Raw genomic sequence first — 20,286 nt, 5'->3', positions numbered from 1 at the left:
GAAAGTACTAGTCATTTTGATAGATAGGGGCGTATACAAGTGCTATTACAATATTTAACAATCAAAGACTACGGCGAACACGAAATCGTCATTCAAAAATCAAGATTTATTTGTTATATTAGCCGAGCAACGACTGAGGAAGAGGCTCAAGAATTTATACAAAAAATAAAAAAACAGCATTGGAATGCAACACATAATTGTTCCGCTTATTTAATTGGCGAACAAGATCATATTCAAAAAGCAAATGATGACGGCGAGCCTAGCGGTACAGCTGGCGTACCAATGCTAGAAGTACTAAAAAAACGTGGGCTAAAAGATACCGTCGTTGTCGTAACACGCTATTTTGGTGGCATTAAACTTGGCGCAGGTGGATTAATTCGTGCATATGGAAAGTGTACAAGCGAAGGCATTAATCATGTCGGTGTTGTCCAGCGAAAACTAATGCGTGTGATGCAAACCGAGATTGATTACACATTACTTGGCAAAGTAGAAAATGAATTACGTAATTCAAAATATGCCATTAAAGATATACATTATCTAGAAAATGTCACATTTGATACTTATGTAGAAGAAGACGGCAAACAAGCATTTACAAATTGGATGATTGAATTAACAAACGGGAAATGTACAATTACAGAAGGAGATATGTTGTACTTAGAACAAGATGTTATCTAAGCATAACTCTTTTATCACCTTCAAAGATTAATGTAGTGAATTACTTCCCTACAAATGAACTAACGAACTAAGGAGATTATATATGGAAGAACGTTATTATCATCTCCAAAATAGCAGAATAAAAAAGAAGCGAAGAAGGAAACTTTTCTTCTTCCTTATTTTCGCATTTTTATTTGGCAGCATAGGAGTTTATGTGTTAAATTCTTACTCTTCTCTTATGGGGATGTATAGTGGTTTTACTCGTGAAAAATCGGATTTAAGAAACAAAGATGTAGAAATTACAAAGGAACCTTTTACAATTCTCATTATGGGTATAGAAGATTATGCAACAGACGGTCAAAATGGTCGTACAGACTCATTAATGTTTGCAACAGTCAATCCGAAAACTCAAAAGATTTCACTTATGAGTATCCCTCGTGATTCTCGAGTTAAAATTGTTGGTAAAAATAAGGAAGACAAAATTAACGCTGCCCATGCTTACGGCGGAGAAGAAATGGCAATCAAAACTGTCGAAGGCTTTCTAAAAGTTCCTGTAGACCATTATCTTAAAATTGATTTCCAAGGCTTTAAAGGTATCGTTGATGCTGTCGGCGGCGTTACGGTTGACGTACCCTTCGATTTCTGGGAGCGCTCTGACGTAGATTACTACAAAAAAATTCAATTTAAGCAAGGACAGCAAAACTTAAACGGTGAAGAAGCACTTGCTTACGTCCGTATGCGAAAGCAAGATCCAAATGGCGATTATGGTCGAGCTGCTAGACAAAGACAATTACTAGCCGCTGTTGCCCAAAAGCTAAACTCCACCTCTACTGTATTTAAAATTAAAGATTTAACAGCTGTCGTTGGAAAATATATAAAAACCGACATTCCTATTTCAGACGGACTTGCTCTTTACAATAAACTTTCTGGATTTGATCCTTCTACAATGCAAACGTTAAAGCTTGAAGGCGAAGACAAAAAGATAGGCGGTATTTATTACTTCCTTCCAGATCCAATCAGTGTAGAAACGGTGCGTAACGAAATTGAAAAAGAATTAGGGGAAAAAGCAAAAAATCCAACTACAAAAAACAACTCAAATCCTGATTCAAATTCAAGTTCTAATTCTAACGAACAAGCAAAAAAAGAAACAAACCAAAATAAAACACCAACTGATCCGCCACCTTCTACAAATGCTCATGCAGAGTGGATTATGCGCAATCAGCCGTAACAAAAAGGCCCAATCTATCCGATTGGGCCTTTTTTATTTACTTATTAAAGTGTTGTAAAATTGCTTCTACAATGCGCTCTGATGCACGACCATCACCGTAAGGGTTAGATGCTTTCGCCATCTTATCATGAGCTTCTTTATCTGATAACAACTCATCTGCAAGACCAAAGATTGTCTCTTCGTCTGTTCCTGCTAATTTCAGCGTACCTGCTTCAATACCTTCAGGGCGCTCTGTTGTATCACGAAGAACAAGAACTGGTACCCCAAGTGATGGAGCTTCTTCTTGTACACCACCAGAATCCGTTAACATTAAGTATGAACGAGCTGCAACATTGTGGAAATCAATTACATCTAGCGGCTCAATTAAATGAATACGATTATGTTCACCTAAAATTTCATTTGCTATTTCACGAACAACAGGGTTCATATGAACAGGGTACACAACTTGTACATCTTCATGCTTATCAACAAGACGCTTAATTGCACGGAACATATTACGCATAGGTTCACCTAAGTTTTCACGACGGTGAGCTGTCATAAGTACAAGACGATCATTTCCAAGTTTCTCTAGTACAGGATGACTATATGTTTCTTTTACAGTCGTTTGCAACGCGTCAATCGCTGTATTTCCTGTGATGAAAATACGTGACTCATCTTTATTTTCCTTCTGTAAGTTCGTTGCTGATTTTGCTGTTGGTGAGAAATGAAGATCCGCCATTACACCTGTTAATTGACGATTCATCTCTTCTGGGTATGGAGAATACTTATCCCACGTACGAAGGCCCGCCTCAACATGACCTACTGGAATTTGATTATAAAAAGCAGCTAAGCTTGCAATAAATGTTGTTGTTGTATCACCATGTACAAGTACAATATCCGGCTTCGCTTCTTTCATTACTTTATCCAAACCTTCTAAACCGCGTGTTGTAACATCAATTAAAGTTTGGCGGTCTTTCATGATATTTAAATCGAAATCTGGCGTAATTCCAAAGATATTTAATACTTGATCTAACATTTGGCGATGCTGTGCTGTTACAGTCACAATCGATTCAATTTTTTCTGGGTGTTTTTGCAACTCTAATACAAGAGGTGCCATTTTAATTGCTTCTGGACGTGTCCCGAAAATTGTCATTACTTTTAAACGTTCAGTCATGTGATTGCCTCTTTTCTTTCACTATTTACAACTTCTATTATGACATATAAAAATATGGATGAGTACATCCCTTTTTAACGCATAACAGAAACATGTCTATTACAAATACTTTTTCTTCCCACCGAGTAATAATCTATCTTTTGTTTCTTAACATCTTCATCAGTATAACAATTTCTCCCATCAAATAAAATAGGCTCCCTCATAAGTTGTACGTACTTTTCTAACGGATAAGTTTGAATATCTTCCCATTCTGTTACGATAAAAACCGCACTCGTATCTCTAATCGATTCATCTATACATCTACTATATTGTATAGCATCTCCAAATATATTTTTCACATATTGAATTGCTTTTGGGTCGTAAAGAACAGTATCTGCACCTATATTAATTAATGCTTCTATTATAATAAGAGATGATGCCTCTCTAATATCATCCGTATTCGGTTTAAAGGATGCGCCAAGAACTGCAATCCGCTTTTTATTCATGTTCATAACTTTTTTCGCTTTTTCAATCAATAGCAGCTGTTGCTTATTATTTACTTCAATAACCGCTTTTAACAAACGAAAATCATGAGCAACATTTCCCGCAATTTGCACCAGTGCTTTCGTATCTTTCGGGAAACATGATCCCCCATATCCAATGCCCGCATTTAAAAAAGATGCACCAATTCTCTTATCCATTCCCATCCCTTTGGCAACATCCAATACATTTGCGCCTATCTTCTCACATATATTTGAAATTTCATTAATGAAACTAATCTTTGTAGCTAAAAAGGCATTCGATGCGTATTTAATCATCTCTGCACTTTTAATATCTGTAACATACGTTTCTAAGCATAATTGGCTATACAAACTCTCTACTCTTCTTGCTACTTCCTCACTATCCGCTCCAATTACAATACGATCTCCATGAAAGAAATCATAAATACCTGAACCTTCACGCAAAAACTCTGGATTCGATACGATATGTACTGTATGCCTCCCTTTTAAATTCCCCTCAATCCATTCCTTCATTACATCATTTGTACCTACTGGAACTGTACTTTTCGTAACAACAATAATATCGTTCTTCGCATATAATCCAATATCTTTACAAGCACTCTGAATATACGTTAAATCCGCCGTCCCATCTAATAAAGATGGTGTTCCAACTGCAATAAATATAAACTCTACATCATCAAATGCCTCTTCTTTATTTGATGTAAAAGTTAAAGCATTATTCTCATATGCATAATTTATTAATTCATGTAATCTAACCTCATAAATAGGTAAATCCCCTTGTTTTATCCGTTCAATTTTTTCATCATCTATATCAAAACATGTAACTGAATGCCCCAACTTTGCCAATCCTACTCCTGTAATCAATCCAACATATCCAGTACCTATTATCGTAATTTTCATTTCCTTTTCGCACAGGAATTTACAATAGAAAAGATATGAAATACAGAATTCTCCCTGTGCTTCCCCCTCTCACATTAAAAATGAGAAAACCCTTTTCCTTCTTCATTATATGAATTACTTCCCTCATTCTTTTTAAAGTTTTTGTAAAATTAAATGCACTATAATATAAAGTGAAACTTTAATCAGTGGGGCTTTTACGGGCAGTTGATCCCCACCTAACTTCTTTGCTTCGCTGAATTTTGAGGAGGGGGTCTTACTGCCCGTTAATGCGGGATAAAGTGAAACTTTAATTAGTAGGAATGGGGCTCCTAGTTGACGCTAGATAAATTCCCACATTTTAACATGAAACTTACTCATTTCTACGTGTAACACTTATAATACTGAACTAAAAGTATTCACTATCGAAGAAAAAAAGGAAATGTCATATTCCAAAGTCCAGTACGATTAACCTTCTCATATGATGCAACATTCTATATACAATTGTCATATATTCTATCCGCTTCCATTAACCGTAAAGAGAAAAAAAGATTGAATTCTAATCTTTTTGTGATACCATATGTTATGAGCCTGTAAATAAACATCATAATTTTCAGATAAATATATTTTCAAAAAAAAAAATTACGTTAGAATATAAAGGGTGGGGTATTAATGGACTCACAAGTGATTTATGCCATTTTGGCATCTTTCATCACTGTACTCGTCGTTACTCCTTTAGTTATTAAATTAGCTTTTAAAATAGGAGCGACAGATAAGCCAAACGCACGTAAAGTGCACCAAAAGATTATGCCACGTCTTGGCGGGTTAGCAATATTTATTGGTGTAGCTGTAGGATTTGTTGTCGGCGGCTTATATGAGCAAAGAATGTTATCGATAACACTAGGTGCGATTATCATTGTAATCATCGGAATTTTAGATGATATGTACGAGTTATCTGCGAAAGTAAAATTCGGTGGACAACTGTTAGTTGCCATTATGATTGTAAAAAGTGGATTATTAGTGCAAGTATTATATATCCCATTCCTTGGGGATACTGAACTTGGATGGCTTGCTTATCCAATTACAGTATTTTGGCTTGTAGGTATTACGAATGCAATCAACTTAATTGACGGCTTAGATGGATTATCTGCTGGTATTTCATCTATCGTACTTGCAACGCTAGCATATATGGCCTTCACTAGCCCATGGGGTACTGGAACAGCTATTATCTTGCCACTCGCATTAATTATATTAGCAAGTACAATTGGATTTTTATTCTTCAACTTCCATCCAGCAAAAATTTTCATGGGAGATACAGGAGCACTATTTTTAGGATACTGTATTTCTGTTATATCGTTACTTGGATTATACAAAAGTGTAACGTTATTCAGTTTTATCGTTCCAATTATCATTTTAGGTGTACCTATATTTGATACGATATTTGCAATCATCCGTCGTATCGTAAATAAAAAACCTATTTCAGCACCAGATAAATCGCATTTACATCACCGCTTACTTGCAATGGGATTCTCTCATCGTAAAACGGTACTAATTATATACGCATTCGGTATTTTCTTTAGTGTAAATGCCATTATTTTCACTAGTGCAACGTTATGGTTATCCATTATTCTTCTTTTCGCTTTGATTTTCTTCACAGAAATCATTGCTGAAATAATCGGGCTTGTACATGAACGTTACAAACCACTTATTTCCTTTTATAAAAAAGTGAAAAAACGCGAAGACTAATTGTAGTATAGCCTTTACCATTATGAAATATTCAAATAGCATCCTTTAGGATGCTATTTTTTATTCCTTATTTTATATTTCCAAAATATAGATTGTTTGAGAGTTCCTCTATTGGAGAAAGATATACATAATAAGAAAAGTATCAAGTTTTTTTTACATCTTGATTGTCAAACTGAGGGTGAATGTTATGATTAAGCGAGTATTTCAATGTATTATTTTATTCTTAACAATTACTACGTACGCATCATCTAATACTGAAGCAACAACCGTTATTCCTGCTGAACATCATCCAAATACTGAAACAACTTCTCCTACACAAAAAATTGCGTACTTAACATTTGATGACGGTCCAAACAAATATACTACACAAATTTTAAACATCTTAAAAGAAAAGAACGGAAAAGCAACTTTCTTTGTTATTGGCGGAAAAGTGCCGCATTACAGAAAAACGATGCAACGATTAATTAAAGAAGGACATTATATCGGGCTCCATAGCATGTCACATGATGTAAAACGCCTTTACACTGGTGACCCTTCCACTTTAATTGCAGAAATGGAACAAACACAAAGCATTGTCCAGCAAGTTACGAAATTAAATACACATCTCGTTCGCGTTCCATATGGTAGTATGCCTTACTTAAAAAAGAATTACCGTGACGCACTTGTATCAGCCCAGTATAAAATGTGGGATTGGACGATCGATACTTATGACTGGAAAAGCTATGATAATCCTTCTGCCATACTCGAAAGAGTGCGTAATCAAAGTGATGAACAAGTCGAAGTTATTTTAATGCATGATTCGAGTGTGACCGTACAAATACTGCCAAAAGTAATTGATTATTTACAGTCACAAGGATACAAACTTCTTCCCTATAATCCATCTTCTCATCTCGAGGTAAATTTTTGGAAAGACACAAGATTGTAACAGCTTTAGTACTTCTAGACTAAAGCTGTTTTATTTTTCTCTTCCCACCCTTCCCATTTTTGTGTAAACTTTTAAATAGTGATGAAGTTTCGAGGTGAATGGAAATGAAACGAATAGATCTCATTTTTAATGCAATACAAGAAGGAAATTATACAGAAGGTGTAACCGCATCAGAACTCGCTACATTTCTACAACTAGATCGCGCCAATGTAAGTAGCGACTTAAACAAACTTGTAAAAGATAAACGGTTATTAAAAACAAATACGCGACCTGTTCGTTTTTACATAGAAACGAACACTTCGTTGGAAACGCATTCAAAAGACATAACTTCATTAGATACATTTGCAATTGAAAATACGAGCCTTAAAATCGCAATTGAAAAAGCGAAAGCTTCTATTCTCTACCCTCCAAACGGTATGCATACTTTACTACTGGGAGAAACAGGGGTCGGAAAGTCTATGTTTGCTTCTTTAATGCACGAATATGCAATTGAAGTTGAACAGCTTCCCAAAAATGCACCATTTATCGTCTTTAACTGTGCTGATTACGCAAACAATCCACAACTACTACTTGGACAGTTATTTGGGATTAAAAAAGGAGCTTACACAGGAGCAAGTGATCAAAAAGGGTTAATTGAAAAAGCACATGAAGGAATTCTTTTCTTAGATGAAGTACATCGCCTACCTCCAGAGGGACAAGAAATGCTTTTCACCTTTATTGACCGCGGAGTGTACCGCCGCCTTGGAGAAACAGAGAACGAACGTAAAGCACAAGTATTAATCATTACTGCAACAACAGAAGAACCAAATTCCTTTTTATTAAAAACATTTACAAGACGTATACCGATGACTGTTACGCTGCCACCACTTCGTGAGCGTACACATAAAGAGCGCTTTGCTTTACTACAGCTATTTTTCACAAATGAAGCAATTCGTCTGCGAAAAGACATTCACGTTAGCCCAAATGCAATGCGTGCTTTCGTCTTTTACAATTGTCCCAATAACATTGGTCAATTAAAAACAGATGTTCAAATTGCCTGTGCGAAAGCCTATTCTGATTTGGTCACAAAGAAACGTGATTCTGTCTATGTTTCAAGTACAGATTTACCTTGGTATATGAAAGAAGGGTTGTTCATTGAAAGGAAGAGCCGTCACTTATACCAAATACCAAATGAAACATTTGTATTTACAGGTGAGGAAGGTTGGAGTAATCATAAAACAGAAGATGAAAAACGCTCTTCTATTTACGATTATATTGACTATAAATACGAAGAACTTCAAGCACGTGGTATTGAAGAGGAAGAATTAGAATTACTAATAGAAAATGATGTTCAAAGCTTTTTCGTACAATATTTTAACCAAATATCAAAAAAAACAAGCCATGAAAATGTTTTTAAAATTGTGGATCGTAATATCGTTTCCGTATGTGAAAAAATAGCGGAACTTGCTGAAAAGCATTTATCTAAGACGTTTGATGAAAAAGTATTTCTCGCTTTAAGTTTACATGTACAGACAACTCTACAACGTTTACAAAGCGGAAAACAAATACATCACCCACAATTAAATCAAATTCGTACGAAATATAAAGAAGCTTTTTCCGTAGCCATGCAATGCATTCAACTACTGGAGGAAGAATTACAAATAACAATGCCTATTGATGAAGCTGGCTTTTTAACAATGTTCTTCGTTGTTGATCCAATTCCTGCCTCACAAACAGAAGTAAAAGTATTAATATTAGCACACGGTAATGGCATCGCAACTGAAATGGCACACGTTGCAAACGAACTTCTCGGCATTGAGGAAGTAACCGGTATTGATATGCCGTTACACGAATCACCGAAAGATTTCTTGGAACGTGTGAAAGTGTATATGAAAACACTACAAAATGTAAATGGGCTTCTCTTACTTGTCGATATGGGGTCACTTGCTTATATCGGTGACATATTAGAAACGGAGTTCAAAATCCCTGTACGTGTTCTCTCGATGACGAGCACACCACATGCACTAGAAGCAGCTCGAAAAGCTCAGCTCGGTTATTCATTAGATGCGCTGTATGAAACAGTAAAAAATTTAACACCATTTTACTTAAACGTACAAGAAGAAAAGAAAAAACCTCTCTCTCCAATGAAATCTGTTATTTTAACAGCTTGTTTAACTGGTGAAGGAAGTGCTTTAGCTATTCAAAAAATGTTAGAGAACTATTTACGATTTGATAAAGACTTAATTGAAATTATTCCGATTAGTATCGTCCATGAAAAAGATTTAACGAAAATGATCGAGAACATAAAAAAAGAGCGTAACATCATTTGTATCGTCACGAATTTCGATGTGCAAGTGCCGTGCTTAACATATCATTTCCAAGACATCGTAAACTACACAGCGATTCAGCCCATTCAAGAATTAATTACGTATGAAGAAACATATGCAAAAATGGCGGATATTCTTGAACAACAAATGCAACGTAACGATGGGGCATTACTGATTAAAACAATTCGTTACGCATTAAATACAATCCAAGAATTAATTTCCTTACAGCTAACTCCTGATAGCTTAATGGGTGTTATTCTGCATATGAGCTGTATGGTTGACCGTCTCCAAAAAGGAGAAAGCCTTCTTCCTCATCCTGATAAGGAGAAAAGGAGACAAGATGAATACTGGATGTATATGAAAGTAAAAAAAGCATTGCAACCAATTGAAAATACATTTGAAATACAAATACCAGATGACGAAGTATTTTACGTTATGGACTTCTTTATTAAAAATCAACCTGTGAAAAATTAATCGAGGCAGTTTTTAAAAATATCGACCGTAACGCGAGTTATATCAGCGATTATTGAAATATATCGGCGCAACTCAGATTATATCAGCGTTTTTCAAAATATATCGATTTACCGACAATAATCGCTAAAACTAGCACCTTATATAATGAGAAAAGGCTGTTCCAACATATGGACAGCCTTTTCCTCTACTTCTTTACTTTTCTAACTCGCCCTCTTATTTCTCCTCTTTTTTGTGATTTCGTATGAACATTAACATATACATTTGCTTGAATAATTTCTTGAAGTAAATGTACAAATGATTTCCCTTGTAAAGGTCCCTCAAAATCCTCCACATTCACTACACCAGTAATACTTCCCTCGTTCAAGCTAATCCCTTGCTCCAGTGGACCATACAAATATAAAACAACAGGACCAATTTGAGTAGACTTCCCTAAATGAATTTGACACGATGTAACCTTTTCTATATTTTTTAGTATTACTCTGTAATGCAATTTCGTTAAATCATCACTAAAAATAAACTCTGCTACCCCAAAAGCTTCTGTATTTACAGGAGGCACTTCCCTCTTACCTGTTAACCTGGCAAAGAAATGTGTTGTCATAAGGCATTCTCCTTATATAAATTTCCCAGCACTACTTCTACTACTTTATGGTTTAGACATAATCATTTATGACTTTTTCAATTTTAATTACAAAGAAAAGATTCACAAAATCTTTACATTAGATTTGTTCCTTTTGCTTTACCACTTCTTGTATAATGCACATAGCAAAAACATTCTAGGAGGTTATTTTGAAAAAAAACAAACACACCTTTCACACATTATTAGAGATTTTTCTCGTCTCATTTAAATTAGGACTTACTTCATTCGGCGGTCCTGTCGCTCATCTCGGCTATTTTCACCACGAATACGTGCAAAAAAGAAAATGGATGGATGAACGAAGCTATGGAGATTTAGTAGCGCTATGTCAATTCCTTCCTGGTCCTGCCAGCAGTCAAGTCGGTATGGGGGTTGGATTATTACGGGGCGGGCTTTTAGGAGCTATTATTTCATGGATTGGATTCACTTTACCGTCTGTCCTTGTTTTAGTTTTCTTCGCCTCATTCCTTAATCAGTTCGATCTTGGGAGTGCTGGCTGGATTCATGGACTAAAACTTGTAGCAGTCGCTATTGTCGCTCACGCCATATGGGGAATGGCGCAAAAGTTAACTCCAGATCGCAACCGTGCGACGATTGCGATTGTAACTGCCGCAATCGCCTTATTATGGCCAAGTAGCTGGACGCAAGTGATCCTCATTATAATATGTGGCTTTATCGGCTGGTTTTTATATCGCAACCAACCAATTAGCCAATCTCAGCATATAAAAGTACCTATTTCAAAAAAGATAGCAGTTTCTTGTCTCGTCTTATTCTTTGGACTCTTACTACTGCTACCAATATTAAGACCGTTCTCTTATTACATCGCTTTATTTGATAGTTTCTATCGCTCTGGCGCACTTGTATTTGGAGGAGGACACGTCGTGCTACCCCTTCTTGAAGGTGAGTTCGTACAAAACGGAATGATGACGAAAGAACAGTTCCTAGCTGGATACGGATTAACACAAGCAGTACCAGGACCACTATTTACATTCGCCTCGTATATAGGAGCAGTGTTAAACGGGACGCTTGGGGCAATACTCGCAACAATTGCGATTTTCCTCCCTGCTTTCTTACTCGTTATTGGTGTTTTACCATTTTGGAACAGTGTGAGAAAAATATCATTCATACAAGGCGCACTACTTGGTGTTAACGCCGCAGTTGTTGGTATTTTAATTGCCGCTTTTTACTATCCCATTTGGACGAGTACAATTATAAATGCTTCAGATTTCGTTTTCGCTTCGCTTCTTTTTTGCTTACTAGCTTTTTGGAAAACACCACCTTGGGTTATCGTTATACTCGGAGCCTTTGGCGGATATATTCTGTCCATTTTATAAATAGAAAAAACGACGGCATGATGTAGCCGTCGTTTTTTCTATTAAAACTTCACAAGTTCTATTCCTTCTGGCAACTCACTCTCTGTTAAAATACGCAATTCCTTCACACGATCCATTACGTAAGAAGAACGCTTTACAAGCTCTGGATCAATATAAGCTGGATGAACCATAATTTCTACCGTTTGTTCACCTTGTACTCTTTCTTTTAACTTCACAAAGTAATCTTCCGTCACACCATCCGCATAAAAGTCACTGTAAAACACATCAGAAAATGGATGCACCGCTCTATCTTCCTCACAACGACGAATCGGAACATTATATTTAGCCGCTAATCTCTCAAGAACATCATGTAAAATCGGTAAACCATGCACATGATGATGACTATCTAAATGAGTTGGTGTTAATCCGTAAGATAGGAATTTCTCAATTTGAGCAGTCCACTCCCTCTCAACTTCTTCTGGATTTATATTCCCTTCCCTTACAACACTTTGTTTATGAAACAACCCGTTTGCCCCTACGAGTGACGGTACATCCTTTAACAGTGGTTCTCCTGCTGTTAATACGAGATGTACGCCTACTCCGAGTAGGTTGTACTCTTTCGCTAAGCGTACCGCATGCTCTGTTCCTGGCATATTCATCATCATCGTCGTTGAATTTACAAGTCCATTTATATGCCCATCAATAATGCCGTAATTTGTACCCTCTGTAAGACCGAAATCATCTGCATTTACAATTAACTTAATCATCATAATACCTCCTAATAGAATAAAAAAAGCGGGCTAAATAGCGCCGCTTTTACTTCTCTACCTTTTTAAAGAACTGTGGAAGATACTCTTTATGTGCTTCCAACATTTCATCTAAAATTTGTTTTGCAACTTTATCTGATGGTACAAGTGGATTGATTGTCATAGCAAGCAGCGCCTTATGATAATCCCCTGTAACAGCAGCTTCAATTGTTGTGCGCTCGAATGATTTAATTTGTTGTACTAAACCGCGAACTGGTACTGGAAGATCTCCCACTGCAATTGGTTTTGGACCTTCTTTCGTAATAATACAGTTCACTTCAACAGCAGAATCATGTGGTAAGCTTGCAATTGTTCCGTTGTTTCGTGTATTAACAGGCTGGATATCACCTTTATTATTGTAAATAGACGTAATTAGGCTACATGCTGCATCACTATAATAAGCTCCGCCACGTTTTTCTAATTGTGGTGGTTTAATATCTAAGTTCGGGTCTTTATATAACTCAAATAAATCATTTTCTAATTGTTTTACTACTTCTGCACGTGTACCTTTTTCAACAGAAGCTTCTTTCTCTTCTTCTAACATTTCACGTGTTTTGTAGTAGTAACGATGGTATGGACATGGAATTGCACGAAGTCCGCGAATAAAGTCTGGTTCCCAGTTAAGCGCTGCGATATTTTCCATCGTAATTTGCTTTTCTGGATCTGTTACAAGCTCTAGCACGCGGTCCATTACACTTACGCCATCTAAATATACGTCTAGTCCGTATACCATGTGATTTAAACCTGCAAAATCAACGTGGACACGACTTGCATCTACTTCCAGTAATCTTGCAAGACCCATGCGAATTCCGATTGGAACGTTACATAGACCGACTACTCTTTGAATATTTGTATAACGAAGAACAGCTTCTGTTACCATACCTGCTGGGTTCGCAAAGTTAATTAACCATGCATTCGGACAGAGCTCCTCCATATCTTTACAAATATCTAAAATAACAGGAATCGTTCTCAACGCTTTGAATAGACCACCAGGACCATTCGTTTCCTGACCGATTACATCATATTTTAACGGGATTGCTTCATCTTTTGCACGTGCTTCTAATAAACCAACGCGAAGTTGTGTTGTTACGAAGTCAGCATCTTTTAATGCCTCACGGCGATCAAGTGTTAAATGTACCTCGATTGGTAAACCTGATTTTTTCACCATACGTTTCGCTAAGTTACCAACGATTTCTAACTTTTCTTTTCCTGCCTCGATATCTACTAACCAAATTTCACGAACAGGCAGTTCATCATAACGCTTAATAAATCCTTCAATTAACTCTGGTGTATAACTAGATCCACCGCCGATTGTAGCAATTTTAATTCCAGTCATGCTTTATTCCCCTTTCGCTTCAAGCTTTTTATAAAGATCGATAAACTCTGCTGCTAATTCTTTCACTGTAATCGCATTCATTAAATGATCTTGTGCGTGAATTAAAAGAACACTAATCTCTGTTTTTTCTCCTCTTGCTTCTGATTGTATGAGCTCTGTTTGGAAATGATGCGCTTCATTAATCGCTTCTTTTGCCTTTACCATCGCTTCATCTGCTTCTACCATTTTCCCCTGTTTGGCAAATTGAAGTGCCTCCATCGCAAAGCTTCGTGCGTTACCACTATTTAAAATTAATTGGAATGGAATTTGTTCTGCTGTAGTCATCATAATTACCGCCCTCTCTATAAGGTTCAACCGATTAAAATACCCCTTCAGTTTGAACATGTCTATTAAAGTATGAATTTATTAATGATAGTTTAGTGTTCATATAGATGTTTTTCATCTTTTTGAACATGATATAAAGGTGATTGTTCTCACAGACACCGTTGTCTGTGAGAACAATCTCTATGTTACATAGGTACAGAGTTGTTGTTTCCTTGCGCTGCTTCTTTTTCAGTACGAACAACTGAACGGTCACATAATACAACGAATGGATAATAGATTACCATCGCAATTACAAAGTTGAATAACTGTAGAATTGCACCTGAAAGATGTCCACCTGTTACAAGATAACCACTAATAATTGGTGGTGTTGCCCATGGGATCATCGCAACTGTTTTTGGTACCCAGCCAATAGATATAGCTGTATAAGAAGTGATTACTAATACAATTGGTGTTATGATAAACGGTAAGAATAAAACTGGATTTAAAATAATTGGTGTACCAAATATTACCGGTTCATTAATATTGAATGCACCTGGTCCAATCGATAAGCGAGATACACCGCGTAATTGTGCACTTTTTGCTACAAGTAATACAACTACCAAGAATGCTAATGTTGCACCAGAACCACCAAGATATACGAAAGTATCAAAGAATGGTTTTGTAATAATGTTTGGAACATCAAATGCAGATGTGCCACCTTGGAATAACTTCATATTTTTCTCTAATGCTGGTAAGTATAACGGCTCAATAATACCACCAACGATATTTGGGCCATGTAAACCGAAGAACCAAAGAAGATGAACAAGGAGTACAATGACAATTGCACTTGGTAATGTCCCTGCTAAACTTTGCAGTGGTGATTGAATCGTATTAAAGATAAATTCATGAACACTTGTACCAGCTAATTTCACTGCTAATTGAATACCTGCAACTACTGTTAAGATAACAAATGCTGGAACTATAGCTGCGAACGATCTTAAAACTGCTGGTGGTACTCCATCAGGCATTTTAAATGTAATGTTTCTTTGTACAAAGAAACGGAATACTTCAGTAACAAGGAGGGCCACAATAATTGCTACGAATAACCCTTGTGCACCTGTCCAAGCTAAGTTCAGTCCGCCTTCTTTCGGTGTTGTTGGCGTAAGAATAATTAACGCACCAAATGAAATAATACCTGCTGACAAACCATCAACGCCGTAAGATTTTGCTAAGTTATAACTTGTTGTAAATGCTATGATTAGTGCTAGAATCGCGAAAGAACCAGTCCACATTCCACCGCCAACTTGTTTCCACGTTTCACCAAACAAACCTTTCATGAAATCTTGGAAAGCTTCAGACGGAAAACCATTAATTAGTGATGCCAGTGCACCAACTAAAATAAGTGGCATAACTGCAATAAATCCATCACGGATCGCAGCTAAGTGACGTTGCGATCCGATTTTACCAGCGACAGGAACAATATACTTCTCCATGAATGCAATAAACTTTTGCATTTCGCTTCCCCCCTAATTATTTTTTAAGTGTTAATGCGTGATCTAAAACTGCTTCCCCATTCATCATGCCGTAGTGCATTGGATTGATAACGTCGATTCCAACGTTTCTCTCGTCAGCAAGCGTTTTCATTGAAGAGAGCATGTAACGAACTTGTGGTCCTAGTAATAATACATCTGCTTGATCGATATTCGTTTTTACTGCATCCCCAGATACAGCCCAAATCTTGCCTTCTAAACCGCGAGCTTTTGCAGCCGCTTCCATTTTTGTAACTAGTAAACTTGTAGACATCCCTGCTGAGCAACATAATAAAATATTCATTTGAAAATCCCCCTTGTGTAGTATAAAAAATTTATGTTTATTTATTTTTCTTTACGCTATTTATTAATGCAATTAGCGTGCCAACTTTTTAAAACCACTAAAATCAGTGCTTTTTCGAGCATTTTCTTTGTGTGTTAACGCTTTCAATTAGTGTGTCGTCCAAAAAACACACAGTGTGTTATAAAACAACACGCTTTTAACACATAACTGTATGAAAATAGATTAGTGTTTAGTTGTCTAGTTATGTTTAATATGAAAAAACACTAAAAAAATTTTTTTATCGTAGAAATCTAGTAAAAAACAACATTTTCTTGAGCTCAGTCTTCTATCTATTCTATTGTCCAAGCACACTCTACTAAATTACATAAAATAGAGTAAAATAACACAATTCGAAAGGGGATTCCTATGCCAAAACATAGAAAACAAAGCAAAATAAAGATTTATAGAATAACAAGCTATAAAAAGGACAAGCGTTCTGAATTAGACTCTGACAAATTTGAACTAGAACAGCAGGACAAGCATGATACACAAGACAAACAAGATAAACAGGACAAACAGAATGAGCAAGATAAGCAAGTACAATCGGAAAATGTAATTATAGTACCTACAGATTCACACAGCTTAGATGTGTGGGATGAAATTTCTCTAAAAGAAATACAAGCTGGTGAACATACGAACCTATTTGAAGAAAAAAGTAATTATCAAAATATTAATTTAGTACAAGTAAACGATGTTCGCTTATACTTGGACAAGCAACTACAATTTAGTTCCGTTGATGAGCAAATTTATCATGAAGCACTTGTACATCCAATTATGTCAAAAGTAATTGATCCAAAACATGTTCTCATATTAGGTGGTGGCGATGGTCTTGCCTTACGAGAAGTTTTGAAATATGAAACTGTGCTACATGTAGACCTTGTTGATTTAGACGAGGCGATGATTAATATGGCACGTAATGTTCCAGAAATAGTATCTTTAAACAAAAATGCTTTTTTTGATAATCGAGTGAACGTGCACGTATGCGATGCAAAAGAATTTCTAAATTCACCTTCATCTTTATACGATGTAATCATTATTGATTTTCCAGACCCAGCGACAGAGTTGTTAAGTACTTTATATACAAGCGAACTATTTGCTCGTATAGCTACATTCTTAACAGAAGATGGTGCTTTCGTCTGTCAATCTAATTCACCTGCTGATGCACCTCTAGTATATTGGAGTATCGGTAATACAATTGAACACGCTGGATTAACTGTGAAGAGTTATCATACGATAGTTCCTTCTTTCGGAACTGACTGGGGATTTCATCTTGCTACTAATTCTGCACATATACTCGATCAAATTGAACAATTATATGTAGTACCAAATCCTCGAACATTGCCTTCTCTTCTTTTTCCTTTATTCCAATTTAAAGAAGAACATCTAGAACAACGTAACCTCGCTCTCTTAAATTCAGAATCAAATCTTATCTTACATCAATGCTACAAACAGGAAATGAAGTTTTGACGATATTAATAGTAAGGAGTGCTGCCCTATGGAATACTCTACCTTTGGCAAGCATATAATAGTGGATTTATGGGGAGTGGATTTTTCCCTATTAGATGATATTCACTTTTTAGAATACCATTTAGTTAACGCTGCAGATTGCTCTGGTGCCCATGTTTTAAACGTAAGTAAAAAAGAGTTCCAGCCATATGGTGTTACTGTATTAGTGTTATTATCAGAAAGTCATCTTTCCATTCACACTTACCCGGAACAAAATTTTGCAGCTATTGACTGTTATACTTGCGGTACAACCGTTGAACCACAAATAACGATTGATTATATCGTAAATATATTAAAACCGGAACGGGTGCATATAAAAAGATTAATTCGTGGTATAGGAGAAATTGTTACTGCCGATTAATTATAACTCTTACTCATCTGAAAAAAGGAGGATTGTAAATACCATCAGTGGGATGAACATTCCACTGATGGTACAGGCACATACATAAAATGAAATTTTAATTACTGGGAGTTTTACTGCCCGTTAATTCGAGATAAAAAAACCTTGCATAAGCAAGGTTCATTCATCCACCGACATCTTCCTATATAACTCTACAAACTCACTCGCTAATTCTTTCACCGTAATTGCATTCATTAAATGGTCTTGTGCGTGTACCATTAAAAGAGTAACTTCGGTCTTTTCACCACCAGCTTCTTTCTGGATAAGCTCCGTTTGTACACGGTGCGCCTCTTTTAATTCCTCTAGTGCTTCTTGTAATTTAGCTTCAGCTTCTGTAAACTCCCCACGCTTCGCACAATCAATTGCTTCCATTGAACAACTTCTCGCGTTTCCCCCATGCAAGATTAAATGAAAAGCTTTCGTCTCTATCGTATCCATTTTAGTTCTTTACTCCCCCTTTTCTTCCGCCAGTTTTTGTTTATCCCATATTTTTAAGAACGGTAAATAAATGAAGAATGCTAGCGCAAAGTTAACAAGTTGCAAAATAACACCTGAAATTTTCCCGCCCGATCCTAAATATCCACTAAAAAGAATAGGTGTCGTCCAAGGTACAGCGGCCCCACTCGGACGTGCGACCCATCCCCATTCCATTGCAAAGTAAGAAACAATTGTTAACACAACTGGAACTAATATAAATGGAATTAGTAAAAGTGGGTTCATTACAATCGGCATACCAAAAGTTACCATCTCATTAATATTAAATATACCAGGTGCAATTGACAATCTCCCTAAACTTTTTAATTGTTGACTTCGTGCAAATAGTAACATTCCGACAACTAGAGCAAGCGTTGCACCAGAACCGCCCATATAAATCCATAAGTCAAAAAACTGTGCCGTAATTGTATTTGGTACATCTTGCCCAGCTTGAAAAGCAACTCGATTTTGATCCATTAACGACAACCAAACGGGGCTCATTACACCACCAACAATAGTAGCACCATGAATTCCACACGACCAAAGAACATGAACGAGAATAACTGCTATTATTGCGCCCCAAAGACTAGCACCAAGTACACTAAGTGGTTCCTGTAAAATTTGTCCTACGATATTATGGATACTGCCAAAAGAAGTATTTTCTATAATTAAGCGTAAAATCCAAATAACTGTTACAACAATAAATCCTGGAACAAGTGCGGCAAATGAACGCGTGACAGCTGGTGGAACTGTCTCTGGCATCTTTATAATTATCTTTTTTTGTACAATAAACCGATAAAGTTCAGTAGATATAAGTGCAATAATCATTGCTACAAATAACCCTTGGCTTCCCATTAATGCTGCTGGGATAGCGCCTTCTACAAGTACACTCTCTTTTGTACTTGGTATAATATATGCAACTTGAAATGGAGTCGCAAGTAAAAACGTCACAAGCGACAATGCCCCGGATGCTAAAGCATCCACTTTATAATACTCTCCAAGCCTGTAAGCGATTCCAAAAACAGCTATTAAAGCCATTATATTAAAAGTTGCACTAACTGGATACCCTAAAGCTCTCTGCCAATTCTCACCAAACAAACCTGCCATAAACTCGTTATATCCCGGTATCGGCAGTGCACTAATAATAAGGAAAAACGATCCAATAATTAAGAAAGGCATCGTTAAAATAATTCCATCTCGAATTGCTTGCAAATGCCTCTGTTCTGCAACCTTCCCTGCTACGGGCATCACGTACTTCTCTAAAAACCGTATCATTTATCCCACTCTCCTCATGGTTTCATTGACAAAGCTGCTTGCAAGATAGCTTCTCCATTACAAAGTCCGTAATGAACGGATTGAATGACATCAACAGGTATCCCTTTATCCTTACATAATTCTTTCATTTTCGGTAATAAATAACGTACTTGCGGTCCAAGTAAAAGGACATCAGCTTTATCAATATGACTATTCACTTCAGAACCTGATACTGCCCAGATTTTTACTTCTATCCCTCTTGCCTCTGCTGCTTTCTCCATCTTTGTAACAATCAAACTGGAAGACATTCCCGCTGCACAGCAAAGCAAAATATTCATTCCGCTTCCCTCCCCCTTTTTCTAAACCTAAGTTATAGTGCATCCCTTGCCACCACTAGGTTACAAATATATATGTCTAGATTTCCTGCTGTATGCCGAGCTTAAAAACAAAAATTTCTTGGTTTTCACGCTATTCCATTTATCCGTATTCTCCTAGTAAAGAGGACTCTAACTCGCTATAATGATTC

General features: G+C 36.5%; 19 protein-coding genes. 8 read left to right on the top strand and 11 right to left on the bottom strand.

The genetic code is table 11. The features are described from left to right. Positions 1-39: 39 nt before the first annotated feature. Complete coding sequence (locus CQ064_RS12630; RefSeq protein ID WP_000926670.1) at positions 40-675, top strand: YigZ family protein; 636 nt, start codon at positions 40-42, stop codon at positions 673-675. A gap of 82 nt (positions 676-757) precedes the next feature. Then, entirely contained in the window at positions 758-1,882 is a 1,125-nt protein-coding gene (locus tag CQ064_RS12625; RefSeq protein WP_000392800.1) for an LCP family protein, read from the top strand. 37 nt (positions 1,883-1,919) lie between these two features. Here the strand turns inward: CQ064_RS12625 and wecB are convergent, their stop codons facing one another. Together wecB and CQ064_RS12615 are read right to left on the bottom strand one after the other, a co-directional pair. Further along, the gene (gene wecB / locus CQ064_RS12620) at positions 1,920-3,035 is read right to left on the bottom strand and encodes a non-hydrolyzing UDP-N-acetylglucosamine 2-epimerase (RefSeq protein WP_000140121.1); all 1,116 of its coding nucleotides are present in this window, start codon (positions 3,033-3,035) and stop codon (positions 1,920-1,922) included. Between the two features lie 74 nt (positions 3,036-3,109). Next, positions 3,110-4,435, bottom strand: coding sequence for a UDP-glucose dehydrogenase family protein (locus CQ064_RS12615; RefSeq protein ID WP_000704752.1), 1,326 nt, complete (start codon positions 4,433-4,435; stop codon positions 3,110-3,112). A gap of 648 nt (positions 4,436-5,083) precedes the next feature. Between CQ064_RS12615 and CQ064_RS12610 the strand changes: the two genes are divergently transcribed. From CQ064_RS12610 to CQ064_RS12600, 3 genes are all read left to right on the top strand, one after another. Beyond that, the gene (locus CQ064_RS12610; RefSeq protein ID WP_000378306.1) at positions 5,084-6,157 is read left to right on the top strand and encodes a glycosyltransferase family 4 protein; all 1,074 of its coding nucleotides are present in this window, start codon (positions 5,084-5,086) and stop codon (positions 6,155-6,157) included. 187 nt (positions 6,158-6,344) lie between these two features. Further along, positions 6,345-7,082 carry a polysaccharide deacetylase family protein gene (locus CQ064_RS12605; protein ID WP_000597153.1) on the top strand — a complete coding sequence of 246 codons (738 nt, stop codon included), beginning with the start codon at positions 6,345-6,347 and terminating at the stop codon, positions 7,080-7,082. A 104-nt stretch (positions 7,083-7,186) separates the two neighbouring features. After that, a complete protein-coding gene (locus tag CQ064_RS12600) occupies positions 7,187-9,862 on the top strand; it encodes a sigma-54-dependent transcriptional regulator (protein WP_000820949.1) in 2,676 nt (891 codons plus the stop codon). Positions 9,863-10,046: 184 nt separating this feature from the next. Here CQ064_RS12600 and exsM read toward each other — a convergent pair whose 3' ends face one another. Beyond that, positions 10,047-10,460, bottom strand: a complete 414-nt coding sequence (gene exsM / locus CQ064_RS12595; protein WP_000207046.1) for an exosporium regulatory protein ExsM — start codon at positions 10,458-10,460, stop codon at positions 10,047-10,049. 188 nt (positions 10,461-10,648) lie between these two features. Between exsM and CQ064_RS12590 the strand changes: the two genes are divergently transcribed. Beyond that, positions 10,649-11,830 carry a chromate transporter gene (locus CQ064_RS12590; RefSeq protein WP_000739654.1) on the top strand — a complete coding sequence of 394 codons (1,182 nt, stop codon included), beginning with the start codon at positions 10,649-10,651 and terminating at the stop codon, positions 11,828-11,830. Between the two features lie 41 nt (positions 11,831-11,871). Here CQ064_RS12590 and chbG read toward each other — a convergent pair whose 3' ends face one another. The 5 genes from chbG to CQ064_RS12565 all read right to left on the bottom strand — a co-directional run bounded on the left by chbG (position 11,872) and on the right by CQ064_RS12565 (position 16,087). Beyond that, a complete protein-coding gene (gene chbG / locus CQ064_RS12585; protein WP_000593494.1) occupies positions 11,872-12,576 on the bottom strand; it encodes a chitin disaccharide deacetylase in 705 nt (234 codons plus the stop codon). 49 nt (positions 12,577-12,625) lie between these two features. Next, positions 12,626-13,951, bottom strand: coding sequence for a 6-phospho-beta-glucosidase (celF, locus tag CQ064_RS12580; RefSeq protein WP_000145762.1), 1,326 nt, complete (start codon positions 13,949-13,951; stop codon positions 12,626-12,628). 3 nt (positions 13,952-13,954) lie between these two features. Beyond that, positions 13,955-14,278, bottom strand: coding sequence for a PTS lactose/cellobiose transporter subunit IIA (locus tag CQ064_RS12575; protein WP_000989057.1), 324 nt, complete (start codon positions 14,276-14,278; stop codon positions 13,955-13,957). Between the two features lie 182 nt (positions 14,279-14,460). After that, the gene (gene celB, locus CQ064_RS12570) at positions 14,461-15,768 is read right to left on the bottom strand and encodes a PTS cellobiose transporter subunit IIC (protein WP_001168820.1); all 1,308 of its coding nucleotides are present in this window, start codon (positions 15,766-15,768) and stop codon (positions 14,461-14,463) included. 16 nt (positions 15,769-15,784) lie between these two features. Further along, positions 15,785-16,087, bottom strand: coding sequence for a PTS sugar transporter subunit IIB (locus tag CQ064_RS12565; protein ID WP_001023569.1), 303 nt, complete (start codon positions 16,085-16,087; stop codon positions 15,785-15,787). Positions 16,088-16,492: 405 nt separating this feature from the next. Between CQ064_RS12565 and CQ064_RS12560 the strand changes: the two genes are divergently transcribed. Further along, positions 16,493-17,593 (top strand): polyamine aminopropyltransferase, encoded by a 1,101-nt coding sequence (locus tag CQ064_RS12560; protein ID WP_001123967.1) that lies wholly within the window; start codon positions 16,493-16,495, stop codon positions 17,591-17,593. Between the two features lie 28 nt (positions 17,594-17,621). Next, positions 17,622-17,993 (top strand): adenosylmethionine decarboxylase, encoded by a 372-nt coding sequence (gene speD, locus CQ064_RS12555; RefSeq protein WP_000456815.1) that lies wholly within the window; start codon positions 17,622-17,624, stop codon positions 17,991-17,993. A gap of 159 nt (positions 17,994-18,152) precedes the next feature. On the opposite strand, the gene CQ064_RS12550 is transcribed toward speD, so the two are convergent. Genes CQ064_RS12550 through CQ064_RS12540 form a run of 3 tightly spaced genes read right to left on the bottom strand, consistent with a single transcriptional unit; the run spans position 18,153 to position 20,098 of the window. Next, a complete protein-coding gene (locus CQ064_RS12550; protein ID WP_000379645.1) occupies positions 18,153-18,470 on the bottom strand; it encodes a PTS sugar transporter subunit IIA in 318 nt (105 codons plus the stop codon). Between the two features lie 9 nt (positions 18,471-18,479). Then, entirely contained in the window at positions 18,480-19,781 is a 1,302-nt protein-coding gene (gene celB / locus CQ064_RS12545; protein ID WP_000617789.1) for a PTS cellobiose transporter subunit IIC, read from the bottom strand. A 14-nt stretch (positions 19,782-19,795) separates the two neighbouring features. Then, positions 19,796-20,098, bottom strand: a complete 303-nt coding sequence (locus CQ064_RS12540; RefSeq protein ID WP_001023543.1) for a PTS sugar transporter subunit IIB — start codon at positions 20,096-20,098, stop codon at positions 19,796-19,798. Between the last annotated feature and the right edge of the window lie 188 nt (positions 20,099-20,286).

The sequence above is a fragment of the Bacillus sp. MYb78 genome (assembly GCF_002975115.1).
GTDB lineage: Bacteria > Bacillota > Bacilli > Bacillales > Bacillaceae_G > Bacillus_A > Bacillus_A cereus.
Note: the sequence above shows the minus strand (reverse complement) of the source record. Positions and strands in the feature narration are given on the sequence as shown.